The sequence below is a fragment of the Tindallia texcoconensis genome, from assembly GCF_055383815.1.
The window spans coordinates 2375977-2401795 of the sequence record NZ_AP042431.1 but is presented as its reverse complement, the minus strand read 5'-3'; the positions used below and the strand labels follow the sequence as shown (position 1 = coordinate 2401795).

Sequence of the window (25819 nt, the reverse complement as noted above, 5' to 3'; positions counted from 1 at the left end):
CTGATTGATTAGAATCTTTCTGTTTTATACCATTTGCTTCCTTTGCCGGATATGGTTTCTTTTAGAAACAGGAACAATCCCCTTACACTTGCCACCAGCCACAGCTGACAGTAGGTAAAATACATAATACTTATTAAAAACAGGTTTTTTCGATGAACTTCACCTTTTTCGATGGACAGTGTAATGGCAATTTGAAAAAGGAATACCACGTAACTGAGGGCCCAAATAATGAAGAATCCGTTGGGAATAGCCAACCGGATACCCGAAAAGATTCCGATGATAAAAATAATATCCGAAAGTACCACCGCACTGAGAAACAAGACGTAGACCGTAAAAAAGTAAGCAATATCTACTATTACTTTAAAGCTCTTAATGTATCTGGGGTTTAACAAATTTTTAAATAAGACATAAAAATTCCCATTTACCCAACGAGACCGTTGCTTGATCCAAACCTTTAGGGATTCTGGCTCTTGCTCGAAGGTTTCCGCCTTTGGCATGAAGGCTATCTGATACCCCATATTATAAATACGAAAAGAAATCTCCGTATCTTCTGCAATGGCTTTTGGATCCCAGCCACCGATAGCATCGATGATCCTTCGCCGTACCAGAAAATTGGTTCCTGGTATGGTACACAAACGAAAATATTTCCAGCGACCAGCTTGAGCCATCCATTGAAAACTAAGGGTTTCTATATTGATAAACGCCGTCAGTATGTTTTTATTTTTGTTTCTGGTTCGAAACTTCCCTATCACTGCGCCGTATTTATCGTTTTGTTCCATGGTATATACTAAATAATAAAGGGCATTGGCGTTGGGAGTATTATCGGCATCATATACCGCCAGATATTCCCCGCTGGCTTCCTGATAACCGATATTCAGAGCATTTGACTTCCCTTTTCCACCACGGTCGCCAATAATCTCCAAATGGATCACCTTTGTATCTGGAAACTCGGCTTTTACCCGCTCGATTTCTGTGCCGGTTGCATCCTTCGAATTATCATTGATAACGATTATTTCCAGTAAATCCCTGGGGTAATTCATTTCACACATAGCCGTCAGGGTTCTACCAATTACCATTTCCTCATTATGAGCAGGGATCAGGATGGAAACTTTCTTTAGTCCCAAATAATCCGAGAGCTTCGGAAATGTATATTCTTCTGCCTCCCTAGAATACTGATAGCCACCATACAACAAAAAAACATTCAACAGCAATAGTGTCCAGATCCCCAGCATTGCTGCATAAAACAGACCAAAAATAATAGTTTCAGCCATCGGTAAGATCTCCTTTAGATTACCCAAACAGCGAGCGATCCCTGTTTTTTTTTGATCTCATAAATATCACAATTAAGGAAAAAATAATGCCCGTCAACAACATGATGAAAATCCGAGCAAAGCTGTCCATCCACGTTATTTCTTCCTGAAGAGCTTTGGTTTCTGCCAGCAGGTTTTCTGGTATTCTAAATTCGCCGTTCTGAATAGCGACAAGAGACCCATCTACACGAATAAATTCAGAAGGGCCAGGCGTCAAGGGGATCATCTCTGGAACCTCAAGTGCTTTAAACCATCGCTTAAGCTCCTCGCCGCTGGGCACGTCCCTCATCATTAAAAACAGGGGCTCCTGATCCTCCAGTTGACGCTGTACCACCAGTTCTGGTGGAAAATAAGACAAAGAATCCCACCTTGCCGTCAGCGGTATAGAAAAGCTGAAGACCATCCTTTTTTCTTCAGTGGATTCCGGCTCTGGTTCCATTTTTTCTTCGTAATAATATCCCAAAGGAGTAATCCCCCATTGGAAAAGTCTTTTCAGATAGCTGGCAGCCTCCCTTGAATTAGCGGTTTCTGGTAGTAGAAAGTACACATGCTGTTCCTGTAGGGTCTTTAACCAGTGTAGATATTCCCTTTTATCAGTTGAAATCAAGGATTGCTCTTGCTCCATGAGAGATTGCAGTTCTTCGTCAAAACCAAGATATAAAGGAATATCCCAGCTTTGAAAACGATTGGCCATCTGTTGAATGTTCTCCCGCTGAACCTGGGAATGAATCCCGGTAAAGATAAATGCATAAGGTTGTCGATCATCCTGCTGAAATGCATTTCCATAAGCAGGTTTTAAAAAAACAGCAGCTAAGCACAGGATCCCGCACCATAGCATGAGGTTCCATTGCTTACACATCATACTCAAGCTCCGCCACCGCCAGGCTTTTATACTCCACATTATTGATAATATCCTTATGATATTCCAAAAAAGCCAGCTTAGAGGTAATCAGAAAGCTTTTTTTCACGTCTTTGCTTGCTGGGATTTCTATTTCAGCGATTCCATCCTTTAAACGGTTTTTTAATATTTTGGCATCTTTCAAGCTGGTGTGAGGTAAGATCAGGGCGATTCGGTCTTTTTCAACCCGATATTTAGTATCTTCAATCCGAATGGTAGCATTAATAGCTTCCGCCAGTTTTTCAAATACTCTGTCCGCGTTATCTCCATAAAGCCGTAACAGTTCTTGATAGTATTGTATTTCCAGAATCCCCACTGTTAAAGGATATTGGTATCGCTTGGACTTAGCCATCTCAATTTCCAGATCTACTAAAAATTCCCGTCCGTTTCCAAAACCAGTTGTTTCATCAATATGTACCAGTTTATCTGCAATATAGCTGCATCTCTCACATTTTATTTTTGACTGGTGAACCAATCTTTGAATACTGCCAATAATAAAGGAGCCTACGGGAATAGCAATCATCAGCATCAAGTAATCCCAGGGCAGCTGCCTTTGGTTCAGCACAACTTCGTAGGTTATATAAATACCCAGCAGAATAAGAACCAAAAGGCTCATAACCACCCCTCTGATAAATCCAAGAGCAAAGGTTAAAAGCATCATCAATAAAATCAGCGACATCAGGATTATTTGCTCCAGAGACTGGATAGAAAACCCAATGCTATAGAACAATAAAACTGAAAAAAACCCAAACAACAGTAATGTAAATATTTCTATGCCCAGTAAATGCTTTTTCATTCTTTCCCTCCCTATTTCATCTTATATTTTCTTCCTTTTACTCGTGTTTTCTCCTTAAGGATTGTTAATAACCTAGCAAAGAGATCAACTGATCGTAAGAATAAGCCTGGCCTGTGAGACTATCCACAAAACCACCGGCATAGATCCCTTCTTTCGTAACCATTCGATCCAGAGCTTCTGTTGCTAACAAGTAAAGTTGCTCATCCTCGTATATTTTTGCAATGCGGCTAATCAATCCATAAATAGCTGGTGATTCGTTACCAGAAAAAGATTCTTCCGTCAAACGATACCGTCCTAAAACCGGACCCTGATCCATTTGGACGACCAGCCATTCAAAGGCTTCTTTATCTTTTACCCCAACTGTGGCTTTGTAATACATGATCCAGAGATTTTCCAGCACCAGATATTCTCCTTCTTCCACCAGCCTTTGATTCACCCAATAATCATCCTTATAGAAAGGAACTCCGGAAATCTGCTGTTCCAGAGTATGGTGAAGGGCCTTTTGTAATACTTTTTGCCATCTATCGTCCATCTTTGAAAGCCGTAGCAACGCTTCAAAATCATTGTAAACCAACGGGGCCACTTCCGCCTCTGGATGATTAAACACCAGCATTTGTTTTTCCCTTACACTATGGACATAAAGAGCATCTGCAAGGACTCTAGCAAGGTCCGCATATCCATACCCCTCCCATTTTTCATGGGCTATGATCAGCTGGTTGATAATGCGAAGGTCGTCCACTGGAGCATTAATGGTCGGTTCCTTGGAATTCATCTCACTGGGATTTATTTTCCATGCAATAAGGTTCTCTTCACACACAAAATATTTTTCCAGCAAGGTTACTAACTGATGAAATTCATTCTCTTTTTCTCTGCGCCGGAAATACTCCATATAGAGCCCAAGAGATTCAGAAAGCACCTCTTCTCCCGTAGCCATCATTTCCCTTTCTTCCACCAGACTGGTACGCATTAGCAAGGTATCCTCCACGAGAAAAAATGCTTCTATAAAATCCAGGAGTGGCTTTTCTCGGCCTGGGTTCTTAAATGCTTCACTTTCCTCAGTCAACTGAAGAGAAACTGTTTCGGGCTGCTGAGTAGTCAGAATCCACACAGTTCCACCAAGAATCAACAAAGCAATAAACAACAGTAGAACAGTATTTTTAATCATACCTCTACTCCTTCCCCACCAGGTTTAATAACAATTTTATCACAAAAATCCTCTCTACATCCTTTATTCTATTCTCTATTATAAACCGTACCCTTTCCCTACGGATCATCCTTGCCTCTGATATTCCCCCACTGCTTCCCTTTTCCTTTGAGAAAACAGACTCTCACCATTTCCATCATCACAGTCAGTCTATCAGCCCTAATTGAATTATTCAAGCCTGACCCACTGACTATAGACATTGACTTGTTGTTGGTGTATTGATAAAATATTAACAAGTTTACTGTTTCATGGAAATCCTTATGCATTATGTGCTCTTAAAACGTCATTCTCAAAGAAAGAGGTTGCAACATGATTGATCTGGTTGAGAAACTTTATACCAACAACTCCCTCCGGAAACATGAACTGATCCAACTCCTTAGGGACATTGAAGCACCTACTCGTAACCATCTGATTAAGAAAGCCCACGCTACCAGGATGCATCGGTATGGAGACCTGGTTTATATGCGGGGACTCATTGAGTTTACCAATTACTGCCACCAGAACTGCCAATACTGCGGCATACGAAGCGGAAATCCACGAGCGGAAAGATACCGTCTATCCCTCGATGAAATTCTAGATTCTTGCCGAATTGGTAGCGAACTTGGTTTCCGAACTTTTGTGCTTCAAGGTGGCGAAGACCTTTACTACAACGACGAACGGATCGTCGAAATACTGGAACGCATCAAAGAGCAGTATCCTGAGTCGGCAATTACACTTTCCATTGGCGAAAAGTCCAGGGAATCTTACCAGAAGTTTTACAACGCAGGTGCCGACCGCTATCTTTTGCGCCATGAAACCGCTTCAAGACACCTCTACGAAAGAATTCATCCTGACATGACTCTGGATAACCGAATAAAATGCCTTCAGAATCTTAAAGAGATTGGATTCCAAGTGGGCACAGGATTCCTCGTAGGACTTCCTGGACAAACCTTGGAGGATTATGTCGAAGACTTAATCTTTTTACAAGAATTAGAACCCCATATGGTTGGCATCGGTCCTTTTATTCCCCATCAGCACACCCCGATGAGCCATGAACAAGGCGGTTCCCTGACGGATGTGATAACGCTACTCGCCATCATCCGACTGTTGCTTCCCGATGTGCTGCTGCCCGCTACCACAGCTCTTGGTAGCATTGATCCTATAGGACGTGAAAAAGGACTTAAGGCAGGCGCTAACGTTGTCATGCCCAATCTTTCACCAACCACCGCACGAGCCAAGTACGCCCTTTATGATGGTAAAATTTCTACGGGAGATGAAGCTGCCGAATGCAGGATCTGTATTGAAGACAAGATTAGGAACGCTGGCTTCACAGTGGACATGTCCCGTGGAGACCACATAGATTGGAGAGGATTATCATGATCGATCATCAATATATTGAAAACCTTTTGGATGAAGCTAAACACACTTCCAAAGAAAGGATCCAAGAAGTCCTGGATAAGGCACAAAGGAAGGAAGGACTGAACCACAGGGATATTGCTATACTGTTACAGGTGCAGCACAAAGATCAGCTCCAGGAAATCTTCAAGATTGCCGGTGATATTAAAAAGTCTATCTATGGCAACAGAATAGTGGTATTTGCTCCCCTTTACGTCAGTGATTATTGTGTCAACAACTGTTTATACTGTGGATATAGAAGAGACAATGATTTCCCTAGACGTCGTCTGTCCTGGGAAGAAATACAACACGAAGTCCGACTACTTGAGCAAATGGGCCATAAACGTCTGGCTCTGGAGGTGGGTGAAGATCCAGTCAACTGTGACATAGATTATGTTTTGGACGCCATGAATGCCATCTATTCAACCCACACAGATAGGGGCGAAATAAGGCGGATCAATGTCAACATCGCCGCCACCAGCACTGAAAACTATAGGAAGCTGAAGGAGGCAGGCATTGGCACTTATATCCTGTTCCAGGAAACCTATCACCACCCCACCTACGAGGCTATGCATCCAAAATCCCTCAAGGGAAATTACGAATATCATTTATCGGCCTTTGACCGTGCCATGGAGGCAGGGATCGATGACTTTGGTGCAGGTGTGCTCTTCGGACTGGCTGATTATACGTTTGAAGTAATGGCTCTGATGCTTCATAATGAATATCTGGAGCAAAAATACGGGGTAGGCTTTCATACGATCTCCGTACCCAGGCTCAAAAAAGCCGAAGGCATGGAACTGGACAGTTTCTCTCACCTTGTATCCGACGACATATTCAAAAAAATAGTAGCCATTATTAGGCTGGCGGTTCCCTATACCGGCCTCATTTTATCCACCCGGGAAACTCCAGAAGTTCGGCGGGAAGTTCTCCGTTATGGTGTCACCCAGATCAGTGCCGGCTCCTGTACCGGTGTTGGCGGTTATAAAGAATCTGATTCAGGAAAAAAGGTGAACCAGTTTGAACTGACAGACCATCGTAGTCCTCTAGAAGTATTAAAAGAACTTATTTCTGACGGTAACATTCCCAGTTACTGCACCGCCTGTTATCGCCAAAATAGAACCGGTGACCGGTTTATGCAATTGGCAAAATCTGGTCAGATTCAGAACATATGTGGCCCCAACGCTCTGATGACCCTAATGGAATTTGCACTGGACTATGGAGACAAAGAACTACTGACCATGGTTGAGGCTGTCATCCGTGAGGAGACTATGAAAATCGAAGAGGAAGACCTACGGAACCTCACGCTTAAAAACCTGGAAAACCTTAAAAACGGAGAAAGAGATTTATACTTTTAGGAGGCTGCTATGAACCAGACACCACAATCCAACAGAAAACATATTGCTCTTTACGGCAAGACTAACTCTGGCAAATCTTCACTGCTTAATGCCATCCTTGGTCAGAACGTATCGATTGTATCAGCCATCGGAGGAACAACCACAGATCCCGTCACAAAATCCATGGAGCTTCTTCCCTTCGGACCTGTCCTGTTCATTGATACTGCCGGTATGGGTGATGAAACGGAGCTGGGTGGGTTGCGCATGAAAAAAAGCATCCAGGTCCTTCAGCGAACGGACTTTGCCATCTATGTCCTGGACGTTACCGATTATGATTTATCCGCTTATCACGATACCGTCAGTCGCTTTAAAAAATATCGTATTCCCTATATAACGGTACTAAATAAAATGGACGCTGTTGACGCCGAAGAACTGAAAAGAGCCAAATCCCTCCACCCAAACGCGATGGTTGTGTCTGCCTCCACAGGCGAAAACCTCCTGCAACTCAAGGACCAGCTGATCCAACGGCTGCAACAGGAAGAATCCGATCCACCTATCCTTGGTGACCTGCTACCTTATGGCAGTACCATCGTCATGGTAGTACCCATAGATTCGGAAGCGCCAAAAGGTCGCATCATTCTGCCCCAGGTGCAGCTGATACGAGATTGCCTAGACCACGGCATCAAAAGCTATGTGGTACGCGACACAGAACTTGAGGATGCCCTTGAGGATCTGAAAGGAATTGATCTTGTAGTAACGGATTCACAGGCGTTCAAAAAAGTAAACCAACGGGTGCCTCCAGAGATCCCGCTTACGAGTTTTTCCATCCTTTTTGCCCGCCACAAAGGAGATTTAAATGCGTTTCTTAGGGGGGTGAAGGCAATCCCCCGGCTTAACGAGACCTCCAAAATACTCATCAGTGAAAGTTGCACCCACAATCATTCCCACGAAGATATCGGCAGAGTCAAAATTCCAGCGTTGCTGAACCGGCATGTAGGTAAGGAACTGAAGTATGATTTTAGGATGGGCCAGGACTTTCCGGAGGATTATGGTCAGTATGACCTGATTATTCACTGTGGCTCCTGTATGCTGAACCGAAAAGTGATGCAGAGCAGGGTGAATATGTGCCTGGAGAAGAGTGTGCCAATCACCAATTACGGTGTGATCCTCGCATACCTAAACGGCATTCTTCCAAGATCGACGGAACTATTTTAATACCAGTCAGATGGATATGCCAGGTTGACACGCAGATGTTTCTTCCTGTCCTTTTTCAGCTTATGCTAAGACTAAGGCTGTAGAGAAGTACGGATCCGGATCATAACTCTTTTTCGAGAACCCCTTAGGAGATGCCCTTACTCACTTCCAACAACTATGGTAATGACAATAACGACTAAAGAGATGATTGTCTTCGATCCGAATCCGTAAGTACATAAGTAAATTATTCAAGCCTGACCCCAGCACTTCCAGCACTTCAGCACCTTAAGAAAAAGCCCCACACCAATGTTGGAGTGGGGCTTTTTTCCGCAAATGATTTTTGCTTGTTTTAGGACCCGTCAGAGAATTATTTTACTCCTTAAACCGTGTCACAATCTGTTCCGCAAAGAACCCTTCTACTTCATTTTCCGTAAGAGAGTACACAGTCTCTTCGTTACCAATTCTCACCGAAACAGACTGGCCACATTGATCCATGCAAAACAAGGCTTTAGCTTCCACCTGATCACCCACTCCGTGCCGAATAATCATTTCCTGCATGGCACTGATAACATTATAAGAACCCTTCAGATGACATGCACTTCCTACACACACATGAATAATGGTCATTCTTACCCCTCCTCTATACCGTTGCTGGGCTGACTGTATTCTACATGGAGCAGTTCATGAACCTTATTTTTCAATAATCCACTATATAATGGCATGATAATGGGATTTTCTTCAGATCGCCTGATTTGTGATAATTTATCGGCTTTGTATAGGCCTCCAGAACGTTCCCGAGTATTTCTTTGCAGAGCATAGGGCTGACCAGCACCACCGATACAGCCACCGGGACAGGCCATGGCTTCGATAAAATCGTATTGAACAGTGCCTGCCTTTATTTTTTTAATAACGTCATCTACATTCTTCAACCCGTGGACGACGGCTATTCGGATGGTTTTTTCTCCCAATGTAATTTCTGCTTCTTTGGCACCCTCTACACCTCTGATACCTGTATAGGATATGTCCATCATTGCTTCCCTGCTTTTGTCTTCCATTAACCGGCGAATCACCGCTTCTGACACACCGCCTGTCACACCAAAAATGATGCCAGCTCCACTGCAGATGCCAAAAGGAACATCCGTAGCTTCTGGTTCCAACTGACTGAAAACAATCCCGGCTTCCTTAAGCATAAGGACCAATTCCTGAGTGGTGATAACATAATCAACATCTGAAACGCCGTTACGCTTAAATTCTTCCCGAGCGGCTTCCTGTTTTTTGGCCGTACAAGGCATAATTGCTACACTGACTATTTCTCGACTATCTACCTTTTTCATGCTTTCAGCGTGTTCTTTCAAGATAGCCCCAAACATTTGCATGGGAGATTTACAGGAAGATACGTGGTGCTTGTATTCTGGGTATTTTGTTTCCACGTAATTAATCCAAGCAGGACAGCAAGAAGTAAACATAGGTAGTTTTTCGTCGCTACTCAGCCTTTTTCTTAATTCTGCAGCCTCTTCCATCACTGTTAAATCCGCACAAACAGAGGTGTCATATATTTCATCAAAGCCCAACTTTCTCAAACCCGCCACCATTTCACCCATGACATTTTCTCCAGACGGAAGGCCAAACTCTTCCCCCAGAGCCACTCGCACAGCAGGAGCCACCTGGACGGCAACCCGCTTGTCCTCATTGTAAATAGCCTCCCACACAGCAGCTCTGTCATCCTTGACGGCGATGGCACCAGTTGGACAAACAGCCGCACACTGACCACAGCTCACACAGGGGGTGTTGGCGATGGGCTCCTCAAAAGCCGTACTAACGGTCATCTTTGATCCCCTTCCCTTAAAATCGATGACTGCTACGTTTTGTACTTCATCACACATCCTAACACAGTCCCCACAAAGAATACATCTGTTTGGATCCCTTGTAATTGCCCGGCTGGAGCGATCAACAGGATGATCATGCCTGAAGCCATTTCCGCCGTCAAACCGAACTCTGCTTACATTGTACCGCAACGCTAGCTCTTGCAAGCGGCATTTCCCATTCTTGGAACAGGTGGTGCAATCACGACAATGCGAAGACAACAACAGCTCCAGAATCATCTTTCTGTGCTTTTGCAACTTAGGGGTGTTGGTCTTAATTTTCATACCCTCCCGAGGCGGAGTATAACAGGAAGCCTCTACGCCTCCCCATTCATTTTCCACGACGCACATCCGGCAAGCACCAAATACGGATAGTTCGGTATAATAGCAAAAGGTAGGCAGCTCAACACCCGCTTTGCGTACTACCTGCAACACATTTTTTTCATCGGTGTAATCCACTCGACGGCCATCTACCCACATACATTTCTTATCATGATTTTTGTTGTTCATTTTGTCATCCCTCCAAGATCGCTTTAAATGGACATAACGGTACACAAGCACCACATTTGATGCACTTTGTTTCGTCCAAATGAAACGGTTTCTTCACTTCACCACTGATGGCGTCCACTGGACAGCCACGAACACATTTGGTACACCCACGACACAAGGACTCATCAATATAATAACGACCCAAAGCCTCACAATTTTGGGTTGGACATTTTTTATCCAGAATATGAGCCAGGTATTCGTCCTTAAAATGTGTAATGGTACTGACTACGGGAGAACCAGCTGTTTTCCCCAAACCGCACAAAGCCGTTTCTGAAATGGTTTCTTCAAGGCTCAGGAGGGTATCGATGTCTTCCTCTTCCCCTTCTCCTGCCACAATTCTGTCCAATATATGGAGCATAGCCTTGGTACCTTCCCGACAGGGAACACATTTACCGCAGGATTCATTCTGGGTAAAATTCATGAAGAAGCGAGCTACTTCTACCATGCAGGTATTGTCATCCATGACCACCAAACCACCTGAACCAATCATGGCACCTGCTTTCACCAGAGTATCAAAATCTAAAGACAAATCCAGGTGCTGAGCCGTGAGACATCCTCCTGATGGTCCACCAATCTGTACAGCCTTAAACTCACGACCATCTCTCACCCCGCCACCAATATCAAATACCACTTCCCTGATGGTGGTACCCATAGGCACTTCAATCAGACCCGTATTGTTCACATTACCAGTTAAGGCAAAGGCTTTGGTACCGTAATTTTTTTCGATGCCTATCTCTTTATAGGCTTGAGACGTCATAGTAAGAATAACCGGTACATTGGCAAAAGTCTCCACATTATTTAACACCGTAGGCTTTCCAAAGAGTCCCTTTTCAACGGTACGAGGAGGTTTTACCCGAGGCATCCCTCGGTTTCCTTCAATAGAAGCTGTCAAAGCACTACCTTCTCCGCATACAAAAGCGCCAGCACCCTGGCTGATATGAATCTTAAAATGAAACTCTGTTCCTAGAATCCCTTTGCCTAAAAGGTTGTATTTTTCCGCCTGATTAATGGCATTTTTTAATCGGTTAACGGCTAAAGGATATTCAGCTCTCACATAGATATATCCTACCTCTGCTCCTGTGGCAATACCTGCAATCATCATGCCTTCAAGGATTCTATGGGGATCACCTTCCATAAGACTTCTGTCCATAAAGGCACCTGGATCTCCTTCATCTCCGTTGCACACCACATATTTCACTTTTTCTTTCTGACGGTTCACCTGTTGCCATTTGGTACCAGCAGGGAATCCACCACCACCCCGGCCTCTGAGTTCCGCTTGGTTCATTTCCTGACAAATCTCTTCTGGCGTCATTTCGAAGAGAGCCAGCTCCAGTGCTTTATAACCGTCATTAGCAATATACGCCTCAATGGATTCAGCATCTATATGCCCACAATTTGAAAGGACAAGCCGTGTCTGTTTTTTATAGAAAGGAATTTCTTCCTGGGTATCACAAGTCATACCATTCTCGTTATACAACAGCCTTTCAACCGGCTGATTCCCTATAATACTGGTTTCAATGATTTCTGCACAATCCTCTGGCTTGACTCTCATGAAAAACCAGCCGGCAGGGTCAATACGTACCAAAGGTCCCACTTCACAGTAGCCATGGCAACCACTTTTTTTCAGACCGATGCTTTCATGCTCCAGTTCATGACCAAGCTCAATGGAACAGTTAATTCCATGATCTTCACATAGCCTTTTGAAGGTATCAAAAACCACATTAGCACCTCCAGCCACACAGCCCGTTCCGGCACAGACAAGTATTTTTTTTGTTTCAAGGGATAAGTGCTCCCTAAAGCTTTTTCTGACGTCAACCAGAGACTGCCTATCAGCAATTAGATTCATCTGCGTCACCTTCCTTTCTGAGATCTGCTAACAGAGTCTGTACTTTTTCCGGCGTCATAGCTGCATGCATCTCTTCGTTCACAGCTATCACTGGCGCCAAACCACATGCCCCAAGGCAGGACACTGCTTCCACGGTGAAGAGCATATCATCAGTGGTGTGCTTTTCATCGGTTAAGGACAGATTGGCCCTTAGTGCATTCAAAATAGGAATGGATTTACGCACATGACAGGCAGTACCGTCACACACCCGGATAATGTATTTACCTTTTGGCTCCAGAGAAAAGTTTTCATAAAAGCTGGCTACACTGTAAATTTTGGCAATACTGATGTCCATTTTTTCAGCGATGTACTCCAGAGCATAGCGGGGAAGGTAGCGATATTCGCTTTGAATTTCCTGCATAATGGGAATGAGCGCAGCGTTTCCGGAATCCGAGGATTCCAGAATCCTGTCAAGCGTTTCTTTTTGTACTTGTTCCATTACAATCTCCTCCTTGTGTTCATGCGGGACCCGCATGGTTTATTTTCTCAGGGATTCAGTCAACTCCTCCATGTTTTTTACCTGAGATGCTAAGCTTGTTATTTTTTTAACTATCCATGGCGTCATTTAACGGCTCACTCTTCTACAAGAGAGAGCTAAGCAGGGTTATGGCTGTCCATAAGGCATTCTAATCCTCTGATAGATTAAAACTCCACCAGAATCCAAGAATTTTGCTTATTTCCCTAGGTGACAAAAATTTCGTCACTAATTTGTTATATAATTAACAATAGTATCTTATCGTCTCTTACCCTGTTTGTCAATCCCTGTGTTCTATTTTAAATCTTGACATACCGTGTGTACAAGATTCTGGATCTCTAAAGAAAATTTGCCTCTATCTGACGAATCCTTCTAAGCAAATAGTTGATTTTGTGCTAGATAAAGCAATTATTTCTGTTGGAAGCATATAAGTAACACAGGATATATGGATTTATTTGAATGCTTCATGGACGAATCCTATATTTTTCAGTGATCTGTCAAAGCATCCAGTTAAAATCGACTGATGCAGACAGGAGAGGCTTCTGTTCCCAGTATCCCCTCTAAAACAGAGGTATGCTCTTGATTCGACAGGGTTGCTTTCCCGGAAAAAATCAAAGCCTGAAGCGTGACACTTCCCATTACCAGAGCAGAAAAATCAGCGATATCCATCTCTAATTCCACCTCAACTGGTCTGGTTTTCCGGGAATAGGCATACCGACCTTCTTTTTCATATAGATAATAGTCACCTTCCTGCTCCGGCAGGAGTTGGTCCTTTATTCGGATACGCAAGGATGGAAATGTTTTTGTTGTTACAATTGTTTTTGCCGTTAGGACTTTCAGCATTTTTTCTACGTTAATGACCCGATACATCATTCCGGCACCAGCTCGGTACAGCTCCTGATAGCGGGTCTGGAATGTGGTGACATCATCGGAGGAAGCATCCTCAAAATAGTGGGTAAAGTGAGGATCCTGGGTTTCGATGAGAACGTAGCGAGCCTGATCAGCCTGAGAGTGAATAAAGGTAGAAAAAGCTTGAAAGGCATCGGATGTCAGGGCAATCATTTCGTCGATGATAAGATCGGTTCCGTAAAGGGTTTTTTCACCAATTTGTTCAAATTCAAACATCAGAATACCCTGAAGCACTCCATCCTTTCTAAAACCTAAGATTATATGGTCACCTTCCAGCAATTCGGCTATCTCCACGTCAGACTGTTTCATACTACCATGATGCTGTCCATAAAACCGGTCATAAAGCTCTTTTATTTCCTCCATGTCCGATGTGGCGGCTGCACAAAGTCTCTTCAGTCCTTCTTTGGTTCCATAATGCTTAAACTGTTGAGGTTTTAATCGGTACTTTTTAATTTCTGCCCCCAAACCATAGCCCATTTTTCGATAAAAGCCCAGGTGAAAAGGATCTAACACCGACATGGCGACACCTTTCTTCCCTGCCATTTCCAGAGAGTGCTTCATCAGTTTCAGGGCAATCTTTTCCTTTTTATGGAGTAAATCCACCGCTAAAGTGCCAATGCCTAGGGCCATTACCTCGGTCCCCAGAAAATTTAGGGGTTGTGTCAAAAGCCGCACGGATCCTGACAAGGTTCCGTCTTTTTCAAAGTGGCCCAGTAGAATGTCTTCTTCCCCCAAGGATAAAACTTTCTTTGCCATTTCTTCCCGTTTCTTAAAGGCTTTGCTGTCCATTCCTTGTCCTGCGTAGGCGTAGGCTGTTAGGGGTTTGAATGCTTCTATATCTTGCTCTGTCAATCTTCTGATTGAATTCATCGTATGACTTCACTCCTTTGTTCGGATACGGGGAGCAGAGAGAATACGAGGAGATTTCTCTCTGTCCTGTCTTGTCTCAATCTTCAGATCTGTTTCGAAGAATACAGATTCAGGTTAAATGTTGTTTTATCCTCCGTAAGAGAATGATTCAAGCCTGACCCCATTTACCATTTACTTCTCTATACAAATTTTTCTTCTATCAGGAATTCTTCAAATTTTGCCAGGCTTTCTGCTACATTTTTCCGACCATAACCCATTCTAAAGTATTGGTCCTCCATGTCATAGATCTCAGAAGGCAGTAGTAGTACTCCCTTCTTTTCAACAGCCATCTGACAGAAGTCTTTCACCGGCATGTCCAAGAGGAGTTTATGATATGCAACAGGCCCACAGGTAATGACTTTTTTCTCAAAAATTTGAGGATACCTGTCAAAAAATTTATTTACCTGTTTGATGTTTTCCCGTATAATCTGACGGTTCCGTTCCAGTAATGTCTCCCCATGTTTCAAGGCTACTTTTGCCAAAAATTCTGAAGGGGCAGAATTGCAGATACTCATGTAATGCTTAAACTTTACTACTTTTTCCAGTGTTTCATGGTCCTTTGACACCAACCATCCCACCCGGAGTCCTGCCAGCCCGTAAGCTTTGGACATGACTCCTAAAGAGGCACATTTGTCATAATGGTCTGCCATCCAATCCCGCTTTTCCCCTTCCAGTTCCAAGCCTTTATAAACTTCATCGGAAAACAGGTAGAGGTCATGTTTTTTGCAGATAGCACACAATCGCTTTATTTCATCATTGGTAAATGTGTACCCGGTGGGGTTGTTGGGAGAAGTAACAGCAATGAGTTTTGTGTTGGGTTTGATCAAGGATTCCAATTCGTTAAAATCCATTTCCCAATGACTGCCCTTATCCCGAATATACCATTTGGAATACTCACAATTTGGAATGGAGTTGGCCACTTCATAAGCAGACTGATAGTTGGGGTACATGGCAATCATATGATCCCCTTCCCCCAGCATCACATTCATATATCCGAAAATAGCTTCCTGAGCTCCATGGAAAGCCAGCACATCTTCATCGGTCATGTTTTGGTACAGCATGGCAATAAGTCTTCGCAGTTCCGGATCTCCCCAGGTTTCTGTATACCCCAGCCACTGGTTCAGAAAATCTTCCTGGGCACCAGGTTCCAGTGCCAGCAGCTCGCCTGTTGACATAGCTTCGCAGTCAGACTGAGTAAGGAGATAGGGTGCGGTAAATTCATACTTTCCAAAATAACATTCCAGTTTAAAGTCACTCATTTTCATTGATCCGTTCCCCCTTTATGCGTTTCAATCCTTGTTCCTGAAAGGTTAATTCTCACAATCCAGTATTTTTATCCTACAAAGGTACTGATGTCTCCAAGTATTTTTATCTTTTCAATCCAACTATTTCGCTAAAGACCAGCGATATCACCTTTACTTGAATAGTTTTTTGATGACACTAAACAAATCAAAGGTAGTTTTTTTATATACTTTATTCTTAATCGCTCTCTTTGGATTTTTTGCATATCCCATGCCTTTCTTGCCATACAGTGGATTAACCGCTCCTTTTGCTTTTCGCTTTAGTTTCCCGGTGGTCCTTGCCTTTACTCGTTTTTTAAAGTTGGGTGTACGCATGCCTATTTTCATTCCTAGTCTCCTCTCTCTTTTTATGATTTTATAGCATCTTTCTATTTATTATAGTTTAATTTTGTAATTTTAGGTCAATTCAAATCAACTTTATTTTTGCTATTAGTGAATATTTTATTTGTATCTACGTCTGGAAAGTTTTCTTCGTTTAATGCCGAAGTCCATAACTTTTAGGCATAATTAAGACTACTTGCATAAGGAGGCATTGTTTAAAATAAAATTGCTCGTTTCTTTTAATCCATTGGTTTTCATTTTAACACACGCTATGCTTATTCACAAAAAACCAATTCTGAGAATCTCCATGCGAATTGTATGATGCATGCCTATAGTAATCGATGTCCTTTTCAGGGATAATAAAAACCCTAAGCAGCTTGTTTTTTAAACAGTGCTTAGGGCGTTGAATTAGGTTCTATGGCTTATAATGTTTTCTCAACATATAAGGGTATTTCGATTAAATCTTGAATACTTCCATCTTTTGCACTTTCCGTAAAAAATTCCAGTAGCAGGGTTTCTCCATCTTCTATGGTTTCTGGGATTTCAATGGTTTCTTCAATGGCTCCCCAGTCGCCCATGGCTCCAGTGGTGAAGTCAAAAACCAGTTCCTCTCCTTCTTCGTCAGAAAGACGGTACAGGACATTGCCTTCAAACACATTAGCGATTCCTTTAAAAGTAAAGGAATTGGATACCTTTTCCTCCGGTGCAGGACTGAAGATTTTAATGCCTCGGGATTCTACCATCACTGGCGATAATGTTTCCAGCCCTACCAGTGTTGGAACATAGCTTTCATCTCCTATAACTTCGTAAACCACTGGTTTCTCTGTAGGTTTCATGGAAAACAGGTCGTAAGGATAAGTGATGGCCTGAGTCACGATATCATCCTCTCCAGGCTGTGTAAAAGAAAGTTTTACAATAATTTCTTCTTCAGATTCCATTACCTGTTGAATATCTACGGAATAACCACCTGTAGGCTTTTCACCGTAAGTAACCAGCAGGTACATTATGTCCTCAACCACTTTTTCCTGTGCCAGCCAGGTGTTTTGGGAATTTTCAATCCATGACGCTACCTCTTCCGGCAACTCTTCCTGTACCACTTCCTCAACAACCGACGATTCTTCATGATCCGTGGTAATCATCACGCTTCTTGTTTCTTCATCCCATTTCACGTCAGCACTTAAGGCTTCTGAAACAAAACGAAGAGGTACCACGGTTCTGCCTTCCACAATGCGGGGCGGCACTTCTAATTCATGCGCTTGGCCTTGCAGGATAGCGGTCATCTGATCAATGGTTAACATCATTACCTTGTCCCCATGATGGGCGGTCACTTTCCGAGTTTCCCCATCCCACTCCAGTTCGGCTCCTAATGCTTCAAAGATAGATCGCATTTCGACCAAGGTTCTGCCACTTTCAATAGTGGGAGAAACCTCTGGCCTTAATAACTGACCGTCTACCCATACTTTCGGTTCACTCTGGTCTATTTCCTCTGCTAGCACCATGGATGTTTGTGCAAAGAGGAGCAATAAAGCCAATGTTATTAGTAATCCTTTGTTTCGATACATTTTATCTACCTCCTGTAAATCATTGTTTTTTATCACTTTCTTATTTCACTGTATCTCCTGCATGTGTTTTTGTCAACCGAAGGCTATTGATGCTCCTTGGTTGACATCGGTATGCAACATGATACAATCAAGAAAGAAATCCCAAACACCATTTTATCATAGAGAGAGTGTAGACTCCACTGTCCCTTCCTATACCAATGGATTTTTATCTTGTAGGACCTAAAAAAACTTAGAGATTTCACCTAGCCAGAAGGTAAAGGAGTATCTTCATCCGATCAAAGGTTTAGCTGGAAATTTAGATTGGTACGCCTAACTATTTATTTAAGGAGTGTTGACAATGAACCTAAAAAAGAGACCTTCTCCATCCATGGATCAATGGCTCAGAGAAGCTAAAAGAGATTCCAGTGCTACTCAGGTAGGAATGTTTCTAACTCATAATGGTGTCGTTAGAGAGACACCAAAATCCCAGGTGCGTCAAGGGATTAATGATGGTACTTCCGTAAAAGGAATGATTTTTTCCTACGATGCCAAAAAAGTGGAGAAAGCCATCGCCGAAGCAAAAGAATTAGAAGGGATTTTCTACCTTCGGGTATGGCTTAACGAAGGTGAACTTGAAGTGGGTGATGATATTATGTATATCCTCATTGGTGGTGACATCAGGCCGAACGTGATCCATGGTCTTCAGTTTCTTGTGGAGAAAATCAAAACTCAGTGTGTGACGGAAATTGAAACTACCTAGGAAACAGGAACATATTTATCATTTTGTAATACGTTTGCCCATATCTGTCATTGATTAACTAGTTCATTTCGTATACTTTTTCACCCTTCATGATGGCTGATTGAATTTTCTCCAACTCTTCTAACGCTACTTCCTTTGTATCGTATAATCCCAGCTCCTCGGTCTCATTGCCCAAAAAACTACTATTAGGAATAGTACCTACAATAGCGCCCTTTTTTTCGCTTCCCCAATTACCCGTTACTGAAAACCCAGTATAGTTCCCTATTTTCTTTTTATCTTGGCTTCTTACCCACATTGCTTTTCCTCCCTGTCAAATCTCTTTATTGAAACATCTCTTACGATGTCTTGGTATAACCCTCACCCTTCCTAGAACAAAGTTAAGGATATGTCTATTTAAGTATACTCCATTCAAAATATTCTTTGCAACAAAGGAAGATAAATAGGACTTACAGCTTAGGCCTATACTAGATTTTTATTGGTCAAAAAGGTATCTGTAGTGATAAAATAAAAATCATTAGTTGCTTCTTTAGCCATTAGCCAAAAATCCTGCTGATCGATTCCTTCCATAAAAATGCCGATCATATACTTTGCTGGATAAAAGCAGCGGGAAGAAATCTGTCAAACGCTTAAAACGCTCAAAGATAGGGGGGTGAACCAATGCATCTGGAGATTGAAAAGCTGTCAAAAGAATATGGAGATCTATTAGCTATTGATGATTTTACCAGTCGATGGGAAGACGATGAAATTATTGGGTTAGTCGGTCCCAATGGTGCTGGAAAGTCTACTTTGTTCAAGATAGTAGCAGGGTTTCTTGAACCGAATCAAGGGAAAATACGACTCAATGAAAAGAAGGTTTCTTTGGGCTCTGTTGCCTATGTACCGGAGTTTCCTGATTTGTTCCCCGTATTAAGCGTATGGGAGCATTTTAAGTTTATTTCCTTAGCATATCAGATCAATCACTGGGAACAGGAAGCGAAGGAATATCTAGAAGCTTTTCAACTGACGGATAAAAAGAATTCCTTAGCGGGAGAACTTTCAAAAGGTATGAAACAAAAGGTGATGATTGCTATTTCTCTACTGCGAAAACCCTCTGTTTTACTAATGGATGAGCCATTTTCTGGTCTAGATCCTTTATCCAGCCGAGAACTACAGCATCGCATTCAGGGGTTAAAGAGTCCAGACCGAATTGTTCTGGTATCAAGTCACAACCTAAACACCATCCAATCAATTTGTAATAGGGTTTTGATCATGAAGCATGGCGTTTTAATAAGAGATCAGAGGATGAGTGCTATTCTCAATGAAACCAGGAAAAAGGGTTTTGAAACCTTAGAGGATTTTTTTCTGGAGGTGACCACCATTGGGAGCCCTTAAATCTTTCCTTTTTCTCGAATGTAAAACCATTGCTAATAAAATAAGAAACTATCGGAGGTATAAAATCCAAAGTGGATTGATCTTGTTAGGGTTTGCTTTATTCGGATTGATGTTTTTTAGCATTCCAGCTGGTGAAAGCCCTGATTTTTCCCAAACAGTAATGAAATACAGCGAACATATTATCGGCGGTATGCTTCTGGGAACCTTAATCATGCAGCTTATGATGGCCAGTACCAGATTCCCTGTAAAACTTCCAGGATATAGCCCTTCTTTACTCTTAAGCCTTCCGATATCTAGTCGAGGACTAATCCTATATTATTTACTGAAACAGTTTTTTATCCAGGCTGTCGGAAAATTGTATTTCGTATATTTTATGGTGTCCAGCCTGGGAAGATCATTTTTTCCTTCAGGTTATTTTTTTGCGTGGATAGGTTATTTACTGTTAGGAATTTGGGTGACGGCCGTTTCTCTCCTATTGCATCGCATAATGCGCCGTTTTTCTTTTGATAAGGTTTACCTGTGGGGATTTCTTTTAATGGTGCTGATCATTGGCTTTATCGAGAGCGGAGCCAATTTTTCGATTTTCTGGAACCTCATTCATCCTCAGAACTGGTGGCCTGTAAAAGGTTTTTATCTATTGATTGTTGATGTATTTCAGCCATCAGAATCTTCTTTATGGCCTATTTTGTTTACTACAGGATGTTTGACATTCCTGACCTTCGCTTTAGCCTTTTGGAGACTGGAATATACGAGAGAAGAACTCACCAGCGAAATATATAAAGCAAAGCAAGTGATGGATCAATCCAGCAAAATAAAAGATCCCGATGAAGTGATGCTTCAGTTTTTTGGAGCCCAAAATAAAAGCTGGATCGCAAGTCGCTCATGGACTCCCGGCATTGTATCCGCTTTGATTTGGAAGGAATTAATTACCTTGGAACGGTTAAAATCTTCAGAGTTTAAGCTTGGAGGGATTTCTGCATTTATTTTGGGAATCATCGGTGGTCTCTTGTATGTTTTTCTCAAGATACCCGTAACCATTTTTTTGCTTCCGGCCCTTCTCAATTGTCTGGGTGCTAGCAAACCATCCATCAGCGTCTTTCACTCCCTTGTCTGCCAGCTTCCAGGGTCTTGGTTTCAGAAACTTTTCGGCGTAAGCATATTATCAGCGTTGGAAGGAATGATTTACCATTTAGTCGCCTTAACGGCAGTGATTTTTACGATTGTCTTTTTCAAAGGAATTGAGAGCCTGGATGCCGTCGTCTATGTATTACCTTCTTTTCTTTTGATGCTTTTACCACTTAATCTGCTAGCTACCGTTCTTGGACTTTTAGGGTATCTTCTTGGTTTTCGATTTATTGGAGTGTTTCGGATAGTCATCGTATTCCTACCTGGAATCCTTCATTTTGGAATCTTGATTTTTGGGGGATACAAGCTGCATTGGCACTTTGGAATAAGTTCTTTTCTCGCCATAGGAGCATTGGCCTTATCCTGGTTTTGGATGAAAGTAAGCAGCCATTACTTATCCAAACATTTTGCTAAGCTTCGAGAAGCCTCTACTTCTATCTAAACAGAGTCGTCTCTTCTTTGTGTTTTTATATTGTTGTATGCAACATGAGCGTTTTGGATATCCATTTATGAATAGAAAGAAAAGGGAGAAACCTGGTAACTAATGAATCCTAGGGCTATTAGCCTTGATACTATCAAGCAAAGTGAGGAAGTAACTGGTTGCATGACCACTGATGATCAGGTGCTGAAAGCGAAAGAAATATTATACTACCACACTAAAAAAGATAGCTACACTTACTAGCTATCTTTTTTAGTACTCACATTCGGCACTAATTCTATTTCGTCCTTAATACCTTTAATGACTTTTTTGTTTATTCGAAAAATGTCTTTTCAGTCCCATGCCTATAAGACAACGCCACCATCAACACTCAGAACAGAACCTGTGATAAATCCCGCTTCTTCCGATGCCAGAAAAACATAGGCATTTGCTACATCTTCTGGTTTTCCCAAAGGATTAAGCGGTGAAAGGGTATTGGCGGGGATTTGCATTAGAAAGATTCTTCAATTTCGATATCCCATTTCATTTGAAATCAAACGGGTATATTTCAACAAATGTTCTTTAAAGGCATCTATCACTTCGCAGGTGACACGAATAGTAGGACCAGATATACTAACGGCTCCGATCACATCATTACGATAGTTAAAAACGGGAGCCCCGATACATCGAATTCCGAACTCATTTTCTTCTTCATCCAAAGCATATCCAGCTTCCCGAACCTTCTCCAGCACCTTTAACAATTCATCATAAACGACTACGGTGTTAGGGGTGCGTTGAATAATCTCACTGGCTTCCCATACTTCCCGCACTTTTGGCTCCGGCCAGTACGCCATCATTGCCTTTCCTGCTGAAGTACTGTACAGCGGACTGCGTGCGCCAATGCGTGAATGCATGCGTATATTATTGTTCGACTCCACCTTGTCAATATAAACCATGTCCGTACCGTCTGGAATGACCAAATGAACTACTTCGTTAGTAACATCTCGAATCGCTTCAATATAAGGTCTTGCCACTTTTAATAGTTCCATACGATCGATGATACGGCTTCCAATTTCAAACATTTTAATGCTTAAATGATAACGCTGATTATGCTGACTTTGACTGACGTATCCATGATGGATCAGCGTCAATAGTAAGCGATGAACGGTGCTTTTATGAAGACCGATCAACTGACTGACTTCGGTTAATCCCAAACCATCCTGATGAGTCGACAGTAGTTCCATGATTGCGATGGTTCTATCTACCGATTGAACCGTATTGATTGAGTCTTTCATATTGAGCACTCCTCCATTGAATAGACATTTGTAGTATATGCGTTAAGTATGTGTAAAGAAACCCTTATACTTGAATTTTACGGCAGTTTAGCACTTTTTGTCAATCTCAATCATTCGTTTCAGACATTAGTATCCTTTATCAAGATCAATACGGTTTAGCATAGTACCTTTTCCAGAGAGATATATCTCTAGGTTATGCAGCACAATCTCAAAAGCTTTTTCCAGATAACGTTTGTTATCGCCACATATATGTGGCGTTATTATTACGTTATCCATCTTCCAGAAAGGATGATCCTCTGGTAACGGCTCAGTTTCAAAAACATCTGAAACCATCGCTCTTATGTTTCCATTCGAAAGCGCTTCAATCAAATCTGATTCATCCACAGTAGTGCCACGACCAATATTAATAAAACAAGCACTAGTATTCATGGCATTGAAAGCTTCTCGATTGATCAGCTTCTCCGTTTTGGGAGTAGAAGGAAGCAGGTTAACCACATAGTCACTTTGATTAAAAATAGTTGTTATTTCGTCTTGAAGGTATACTGCGTCTAAGTTTTCCTGCCGCTCTTTAGTAGTTGCCATGCCAATAACAGTCATCCCCATACCCTTCGCTTTTTTAGCAAGTTCAGAGCCTATTTGTCCAACACCAAGAATTGCCAAGGTTTTTCCTGAAATCTCATCTTGTTCCACACTTCTGTCCCATACTTTTTCAACTTGATTCCGGAACATGAAGTGCCAGTTTCGAGCCAGGTTTATCATTGCCGCTATTGCGTACTCAGCAATATGTCCTTTATGCATCCCTTTAACATTGTTTAACAGAATCCCTTTTTCTTTCATTCGCTGCAATGGCATGGAATCAACACCAGCGCTAAAGCTATGTACCCATTTCAACTGTGGAGCTTGATCCAACATCTCGTTGTCGAACTGAAAGGTAAATAGGATTTCTGCATCAACCAATTCTTTCATGATAATGGTCCGATCACTTGACGACACTATTGTGATATCTTGCCTGCATTCAAGTTGCTGTTTTACATTCAGTGGCACGTCATACGCAGGCACATGATAAATAACAATTTTTTTCACTATTATCCCTCTTTTCATCATCGATTTGATGCTTTTATTTAACCTTATATCAGTCCAGGTTCGATTAACCTAGGCAGGTAAAAGGCAATGTTTGGAAAAAACGCAATGAAAAATAATACAGCAAAGATTACTAAAAGGTAAAGCACCACTGATTTGAAAGATTCTTCTATAGATATATCACCAATTGTAGCAGCAATTAATAGGCATAGTCCATAAGGGGGAGTGACTAGCCCAATGGCAAGGGTAATGACAACAATAATACCTAGAAGAACGCTACTCACACCAAAATCCAGAGCAACAGGTAAAATGACAGGTACAAACAGAATCATAGCTGGAATGGCGTCCATAAAAGTTCCTACGAAAAGGAAAAATGCAATAACGATGGACAAGAACATCCATTTATGATTAATGTAAGTGGCAAAAAACTCTCTGGTGATTGAAGCAACTTGATAGTATCCCAGTAATTCTCCAAGTGCACTGGCTGCTGCCAGGGCAAAAAGAGACAACGAGCTAAGTTTAAGTGTTTCTACCAATACTTCTGGAATGTCCTTCAATTTCAAGGTTTTATAGAAAAACATACTTACAAACAAAGCATAGAGGGAGGCAAAGGCAGCTGCCTCTGTAGCTGTATACCACCCCGTTAAAATCCCTCCTATAATAATGACAGGTGTCAATAATGCTGGGAAGGACTCGTAAAAAAGCTTTAGAAATGCTTTCAGTTTAGTTCGTTCATATTTAGGATACCCTTTTTTAAGAGCCAACACATACGTAAGTGTCATCATTCCCACGCCAATAAGGACACCGGGAATAATCCCTGCTAGAAATAAAGAGGCAATAGGTGCATTGGTAAGACCAGCATAAACGATCATTGGAATACTAGGCGGTATAATAACACCAATAGTGGATGAAGCTGCCGTCACTCCAACTGCTGTTTCTCTATCATAACCTGTCTTAATCATATTAGGAATTAGCACCTTACCAACACCTGCCGTATCTGCTTGCGACGAACCCGAAACACCGGCAAATATCATCGACACCAGAATATTGGAATGTGCTAACCCACCACGAATATGACCCACACAAGCTATTGAGAAATCAATCAGCTTTTGAGAGATTTGCCCTCTATTCATAAGATTAGCCGCCAAAATAAATAAGGGAACCGCTAACAATACAAAAGAATTAAGGCCATTAAACATTTTCATAGGAACTGTAATTTCTGGAATATAAGGGATGGAGGCTATACCCAGAAATGCAATAATAGCGATACCGAAAGCAATAGGCATTCCTATGAATATTAATAATATAAAGGCTGCAACCAACAGTAAACCACTCATCTATTTGCCCCCTTCCAAATCAAGATCATTAACTTCTTCGACCGATGATAAAATATCTTCCACTGGATCTTCCACTGTAACCTTTTCCTTGCCCATCAGCTGCAAAAAGTCATGATAGATATGTTCCATTGTATAAATTGCCATCGTCGCTCCTGAAATAGGGAGGCAGAGCCAAACATATCCCATTTTGAGTCGAGGTATGGCGATCCACCGGTAGTTCCAAAATGTCCTAACAACCCTGATGCCATAAAATAATATAAGGATGGCAAAAATAAGAATCATGAGATTAATTATCAGCTCTAATAATGCTTTTTTCCTACCATTCAACCGTTGAGACAGCATTGTGAATCTAAAATGACTTTTACTACGAAGCATGATTGCCGCTCCCATAAAAACAGTCCATATAAATGAATAGTTAGCCACTTCTTCTGTCCAGATCATTGGAATCCTCAAATATCTTGTGGCTACCTGCAACAAAACCGCTGCTAAAAAAGTCGACAGACATATTACCCCAAATGTTAATTGAATTTTTTCAAGCCGGTCAATTATCGTTTTCATAGCTCTTTTCCCT

24 protein-coding genes are annotated in these 25819 nt (G+C 42.0%); 6 read left to right on the top strand and 18 right to left on the bottom strand.

Annotation, left to right across the window (positions count from 1 at the left end):
* Positions 1 to 8: 8 nt before the first annotated feature.
* The 4 genes from ACZ47N_RS10830 to ACZ47N_RS10815 all read right to left on the bottom strand — a co-directional run bounded on the left by ACZ47N_RS10830 (position 9) and on the right by ACZ47N_RS10815 (position 4169).
* Positions 9 to 1271, bottom strand: coding sequence for a glycosyltransferase family 2 protein (locus ACZ47N_RS10830; RefSeq protein ID WP_464886574.1), 1263 nt, complete (start codon positions 1269 to 1271; stop codon positions 9 to 11).
* A gap of 19 nt (positions 1272 to 1290) precedes the next feature.
* Positions 1291 to 2172 carry a hypothetical protein gene (locus ACZ47N_RS10825; RefSeq protein WP_464886573.1) on the bottom strand — a complete coding sequence of 294 codons (882 nt, stop codon included), beginning with the start codon at positions 2170 to 2172 and terminating at the stop codon, positions 1291 to 1293.
* Positions 2162 to 3004 carry a diguanylate cyclase domain-containing protein gene (locus ACZ47N_RS10820; RefSeq protein ID WP_464886572.1) on the bottom strand — a complete coding sequence of 281 codons (843 nt, stop codon included), beginning with the start codon at positions 3002 to 3004 and terminating at the stop codon, positions 2162 to 2164. The genes ACZ47N_RS10825 and ACZ47N_RS10820 overlap by 11 nt, the downstream gene beginning before the upstream one ends.
* Before the next feature lie 64 nt (positions 3005 to 3068).
* Positions 3069 to 4169, bottom strand: coding sequence for a hypothetical protein (locus ACZ47N_RS10815; RefSeq protein WP_464886571.1), 1101 nt, complete (start codon positions 4167 to 4169; stop codon positions 3069 to 3071).
* A 348-nt stretch (positions 4170 to 4517) separates the two neighbouring features.
* Between ACZ47N_RS10815 and hydE the strand changes: the two genes are divergently transcribed.
* From hydE to hydF, 3 genes are read left to right on the top strand one after another with little or no spacing between them, the layout of a single operon-like run.
* Positions 4518 to 5567, top strand: a complete 1050-nt coding sequence (gene hydE / locus ACZ47N_RS10810) for a [FeFe] hydrogenase H-cluster radical SAM maturase HydE (RefSeq protein ID WP_464886570.1) — start codon at positions 4518 to 4520, stop codon at positions 5565 to 5567.
* Complete coding sequence (gene hydG / locus ACZ47N_RS10805) at positions 5564 to 6937, top strand: [FeFe] hydrogenase H-cluster radical SAM maturase HydG (RefSeq protein WP_464886569.1); 1374 nt, start codon at positions 5564 to 5566, stop codon at positions 6935 to 6937. Before hydE ends, hydG begins: the two co-directional genes overlap by 4 nt.
* 9 nt (positions 6938 to 6946) lie before the next feature.
* Positions 6947 to 8131, top strand: a complete 1185-nt coding sequence (gene hydF, locus ACZ47N_RS10800) for a [FeFe] hydrogenase H-cluster maturation GTPase HydF (protein WP_464886568.1) — start codon at positions 6947 to 6949, stop codon at positions 8129 to 8131.
* Between the two features lie 351 nt (positions 8132 to 8482).
* Here the strand turns inward: hydF and ACZ47N_RS10795 are convergent, their stop codons facing one another.
* The 8 genes from ACZ47N_RS10795 to ACZ47N_RS10760 form a co-directional block, all read right to left on the bottom strand.
* Positions 8483 to 8737, bottom strand: a complete 255-nt coding sequence (locus ACZ47N_RS10795; protein WP_464886567.1) for a (2Fe-2S) ferredoxin domain-containing protein — start codon at positions 8735 to 8737, stop codon at positions 8483 to 8485.
* Between the two features lie 2 nt (positions 8738 to 8739).
* Positions 8740 to 10482, bottom strand: a complete 1743-nt coding sequence (locus tag ACZ47N_RS10790) for a [FeFe] hydrogenase, group A (RefSeq protein ID WP_464886566.1) — start codon at positions 10480 to 10482, stop codon at positions 8740 to 8742.
* Between the two features lie 4 nt (positions 10483 to 10486).
* A complete protein-coding gene (locus tag ACZ47N_RS10785; RefSeq protein WP_464886565.1) occupies positions 10487 to 12367 on the bottom strand; it encodes an NADH-ubiquinone oxidoreductase-F iron-sulfur binding region domain-containing protein in 1881 nt (626 codons plus the stop codon).
* A complete protein-coding gene (locus tag ACZ47N_RS10780; protein ID WP_093314850.1) occupies positions 12351 to 12845 on the bottom strand; it encodes an NADH-quinone oxidoreductase subunit NuoE family protein in 495 nt (164 codons plus the stop codon). Before ACZ47N_RS10780 ends, ACZ47N_RS10785 begins: the two co-directional genes overlap by 17 nt.
* A gap of 546 nt (positions 12846 to 13391) precedes the next feature.
* The gene (locus tag ACZ47N_RS10775) at positions 13392 to 14660 is read right to left on the bottom strand and encodes a GNAT family N-acetyltransferase (protein ID WP_464886564.1); all 1269 of its coding nucleotides are present in this window, start codon (positions 14658 to 14660) and stop codon (positions 13392 to 13394) included.
* Positions 14661 to 14839: 179 nt separating this feature from the next.
* Positions 14840 to 15964, bottom strand: a complete 1125-nt coding sequence (locus ACZ47N_RS10770) for an aminotransferase class I/II-fold pyridoxal phosphate-dependent enzyme (protein WP_464886563.1) — start codon at positions 15962 to 15964, stop codon at positions 14840 to 14842.
* A 150-nt stretch (positions 15965 to 16114) separates the two neighbouring features.
* On the bottom strand, positions 16115 to 16327 hold the full coding sequence (locus ACZ47N_RS10765; RefSeq protein WP_464886562.1) for a hypothetical protein: 213 nt from the start codon (positions 16325 to 16327) through the stop codon (positions 16115 to 16117).
* Between the two features lie 416 nt (positions 16328 to 16743).
* A complete protein-coding gene (locus ACZ47N_RS10760; protein ID WP_464886561.1) occupies positions 16744 to 17883 on the bottom strand; it encodes a stalk domain-containing protein in 1140 nt (379 codons plus the stop codon).
* A 337-nt stretch (positions 17884 to 18220) separates the two neighbouring features.
* Between ACZ47N_RS10760 and ACZ47N_RS10755 the strand changes: the two genes are divergently transcribed.
* Complete coding sequence (locus ACZ47N_RS10755; RefSeq protein WP_464886560.1) at positions 18221 to 18622, top strand: molybdenum cofactor biosynthesis protein MoaE; 402 nt, start codon at positions 18221 to 18223, stop codon at positions 18620 to 18622.
* Between the two features lie 58 nt (positions 18623 to 18680).
* Here the strand turns inward: ACZ47N_RS10755 and ACZ47N_RS10750 are convergent, their stop codons facing one another.
* Positions 18681 to 18917 carry a hypothetical protein gene (locus ACZ47N_RS10750; protein ID WP_464886559.1) on the bottom strand — a complete coding sequence of 79 codons (237 nt, stop codon included), beginning with the start codon at positions 18915 to 18917 and terminating at the stop codon, positions 18681 to 18683.
* A gap of 362 nt (positions 18918 to 19279) precedes the next feature.
* Between ACZ47N_RS10750 and ACZ47N_RS10745 the strand changes: the two genes are divergently transcribed.
* Together ACZ47N_RS10745 and ACZ47N_RS10740 are read left to right on the top strand one after the other, a co-directional pair.
* Entirely contained in the window at positions 19280 to 19993 is a 714-nt protein-coding gene (locus tag ACZ47N_RS10745) for an ABC transporter ATP-binding protein (RefSeq protein WP_464886558.1), read from the top strand.
* Positions 19980 to 21560 carry a hypothetical protein gene (locus tag ACZ47N_RS10740; protein ID WP_464886557.1) on the top strand — a complete coding sequence of 527 codons (1581 nt, stop codon included), beginning with the start codon at positions 19980 to 19982 and terminating at the stop codon, positions 21558 to 21560. The genes ACZ47N_RS10745 and ACZ47N_RS10740 overlap by 14 nt, the downstream gene beginning before the upstream one ends.
* 341 nt (positions 21561 to 21901) lie before the next feature.
* Here ACZ47N_RS10740 and ACZ47N_RS10735 read toward each other — a convergent pair whose 3' ends face one another.
* The 5 genes from ACZ47N_RS10735 to ACZ47N_RS10715 all read right to left on the bottom strand — a co-directional run bounded on the left by ACZ47N_RS10735 (position 21902) and on the right by ACZ47N_RS10715 (position 25806).
* The gene (locus ACZ47N_RS10735; protein WP_464886556.1) at positions 21902 to 22048 is read right to left on the bottom strand and encodes an SDR family oxidoreductase; all 147 of its coding nucleotides are present in this window, start codon (positions 22046 to 22048) and stop codon (positions 21902 to 21904) included.
* Positions 22049 to 22060: 12 nt separating this feature from the next.
* Complete coding sequence (locus ACZ47N_RS10730; RefSeq protein ID WP_464886555.1) at positions 22061 to 22831, bottom strand: IclR family transcriptional regulator; 771 nt, start codon at positions 22829 to 22831, stop codon at positions 22061 to 22063.
* A gap of 126 nt (positions 22832 to 22957) precedes the next feature.
* Entirely contained in the window at positions 22958 to 23914 is a 957-nt protein-coding gene (locus ACZ47N_RS10725) for a D-2-hydroxyacid dehydrogenase (RefSeq protein WP_464886554.1), read from the bottom strand.
* Between the two features lie 44 nt (positions 23915 to 23958).
* The gene (locus tag ACZ47N_RS10720; protein ID WP_464886553.1) at positions 23959 to 25248 is read right to left on the bottom strand and encodes a TRAP transporter large permease; all 1290 of its coding nucleotides are present in this window, start codon (positions 25246 to 25248) and stop codon (positions 23959 to 23961) included.
* Positions 25249 to 25806 carry a TRAP transporter small permease gene (locus ACZ47N_RS10715; protein ID WP_464886552.1) on the bottom strand — a complete coding sequence of 186 codons (558 nt, stop codon included), beginning with the start codon at positions 25804 to 25806 and terminating at the stop codon, positions 25249 to 25251. It abuts the gene before it with no gap.
* Positions 25807 to 25819 lie beyond the last annotated feature (13 nt).

Excerpts from the sequence above, each read along its gene's own strand:
- ACZ47N_RS10830 (WP_464886574.1), bottom strand. The coding sequence starts at position 1,271 with ATGGCTGAAACTATTATTTTTGGTCTGTTTTATGCAGCAATGCTGGGG.
- ACZ47N_RS10825 (WP_464886573.1), bottom strand. The coding sequence starts at position 2,172 with ATGATGTGTAAGCAATGGAACCTCATGCTATGGTGCGGGATCCTGTGC.
- ACZ47N_RS10820 (WP_464886572.1), bottom strand. The coding sequence starts at position 3,004 with ATGAAAAAGCATTTACTGGGCATAGAAATATTTACATTACTGTTGTTT.
- ACZ47N_RS10815 (WP_464886571.1), bottom strand. The coding sequence starts at position 4,169 with ATGATTAAAAATACTGTTCTACTGTTGTTTATTGCTTTGTTGATTCTT.
- hydE (WP_464886570.1), top strand. The coding sequence starts at position 4,518 with ATGATTGATCTGGTTGAGAAACTTTATACCAACAACTCCCTCCGGAAA.
- hydG (WP_464886569.1), top strand. The coding sequence starts at position 5,564 with ATGATCGATCATCAATATATTGAAAACCTTTTGGATGAAGCTAAACAC.
- hydF (WP_464886568.1), top strand. The coding sequence starts at position 6,947 with ATGAACCAGACACCACAATCCAACAGAAAACATATTGCTCTTTACGGC.
- ACZ47N_RS10795 (WP_464886567.1), bottom strand. The coding sequence starts at position 8,737 with ATGACCATTATTCATGTGTGTGTAGGAAGTGCATGTCATCTGAAGGGT.
- ACZ47N_RS10790 (WP_464886566.1), bottom strand. The coding sequence starts at position 10,482 with ATGAACAACAAAAATCATGATAAGAAATGTATGTGGGTAGATGGCCGT.
- ACZ47N_RS10785 (WP_464886565.1), bottom strand. The coding sequence starts at position 12,367 with ATGAATCTAATTGCTGATAGGCAGTCTCTGGTTGACGTCAGAAAAAGC.
- ACZ47N_RS10780 (WP_093314850.1), bottom strand. The coding sequence starts at position 12,845 with ATGGAACAAGTACAAAAAGAAACGCTTGACAGGATTCTGGAATCCTCG.
- ACZ47N_RS10775 (WP_464886564.1), bottom strand. The coding sequence starts at position 14,660 with ATGAATTCAATCAGAAGATTGACAGAGCAAGATATAGAAGCATTCAAA.
- ACZ47N_RS10770 (WP_464886563.1), bottom strand. The coding sequence starts at position 15,964 with ATGAAAATGAGTGACTTTAAACTGGAATGTTATTTTGGAAAGTATGAA.
- ACZ47N_RS10765 (WP_464886562.1), bottom strand. The coding sequence starts at position 16,327 with ATGAAAATAGGCATGCGTACACCCAACTTTAAAAAACGAGTAAAGGCA.
- ACZ47N_RS10760 (WP_464886561.1), bottom strand. The coding sequence starts at position 17,883 with ATGTATCGAAACAAAGGATTACTAATAACATTGGCTTTATTGCTCCTC.
- ACZ47N_RS10755 (WP_464886560.1), top strand. The coding sequence starts at position 18,221 with ATGAACCTAAAAAAGAGACCTTCTCCATCCATGGATCAATGGCTCAGA.
- ACZ47N_RS10750 (WP_464886559.1), bottom strand. The coding sequence starts at position 18,917 with ATGTGGGTAAGAAGCCAAGATAAAAAGAAAATAGGGAACTATACTGGG.
- ACZ47N_RS10745 (WP_464886558.1), top strand. The coding sequence starts at position 19,280 with ATGCATCTGGAGATTGAAAAGCTGTCAAAAGAATATGGAGATCTATTA.
- ACZ47N_RS10735 (WP_464886556.1), bottom strand. The coding sequence starts at position 22,048 with ATGCAAATCCCCGCCAATACCCTTTCACCGCTTAATCCTTTGGGAAAA.
- ACZ47N_RS10730 (WP_464886555.1), bottom strand. The coding sequence starts at position 22,831 with ATGAAAGACTCAATCAATACGGTTCAATCGGTAGATAGAACCATCGCA.
- ACZ47N_RS10720 (WP_464886553.1), bottom strand. The coding sequence starts at position 25,248 with ATGAGTGGTTTACTGTTGGTTGCAGCCTTTATATTATTAATATTCATA.
- ACZ47N_RS10715 (WP_464886552.1), bottom strand. The coding sequence starts at position 25,806 with ATGAAAACGATAATTGACCGGCTTGAAAAAATTCAATTAACATTTGGG.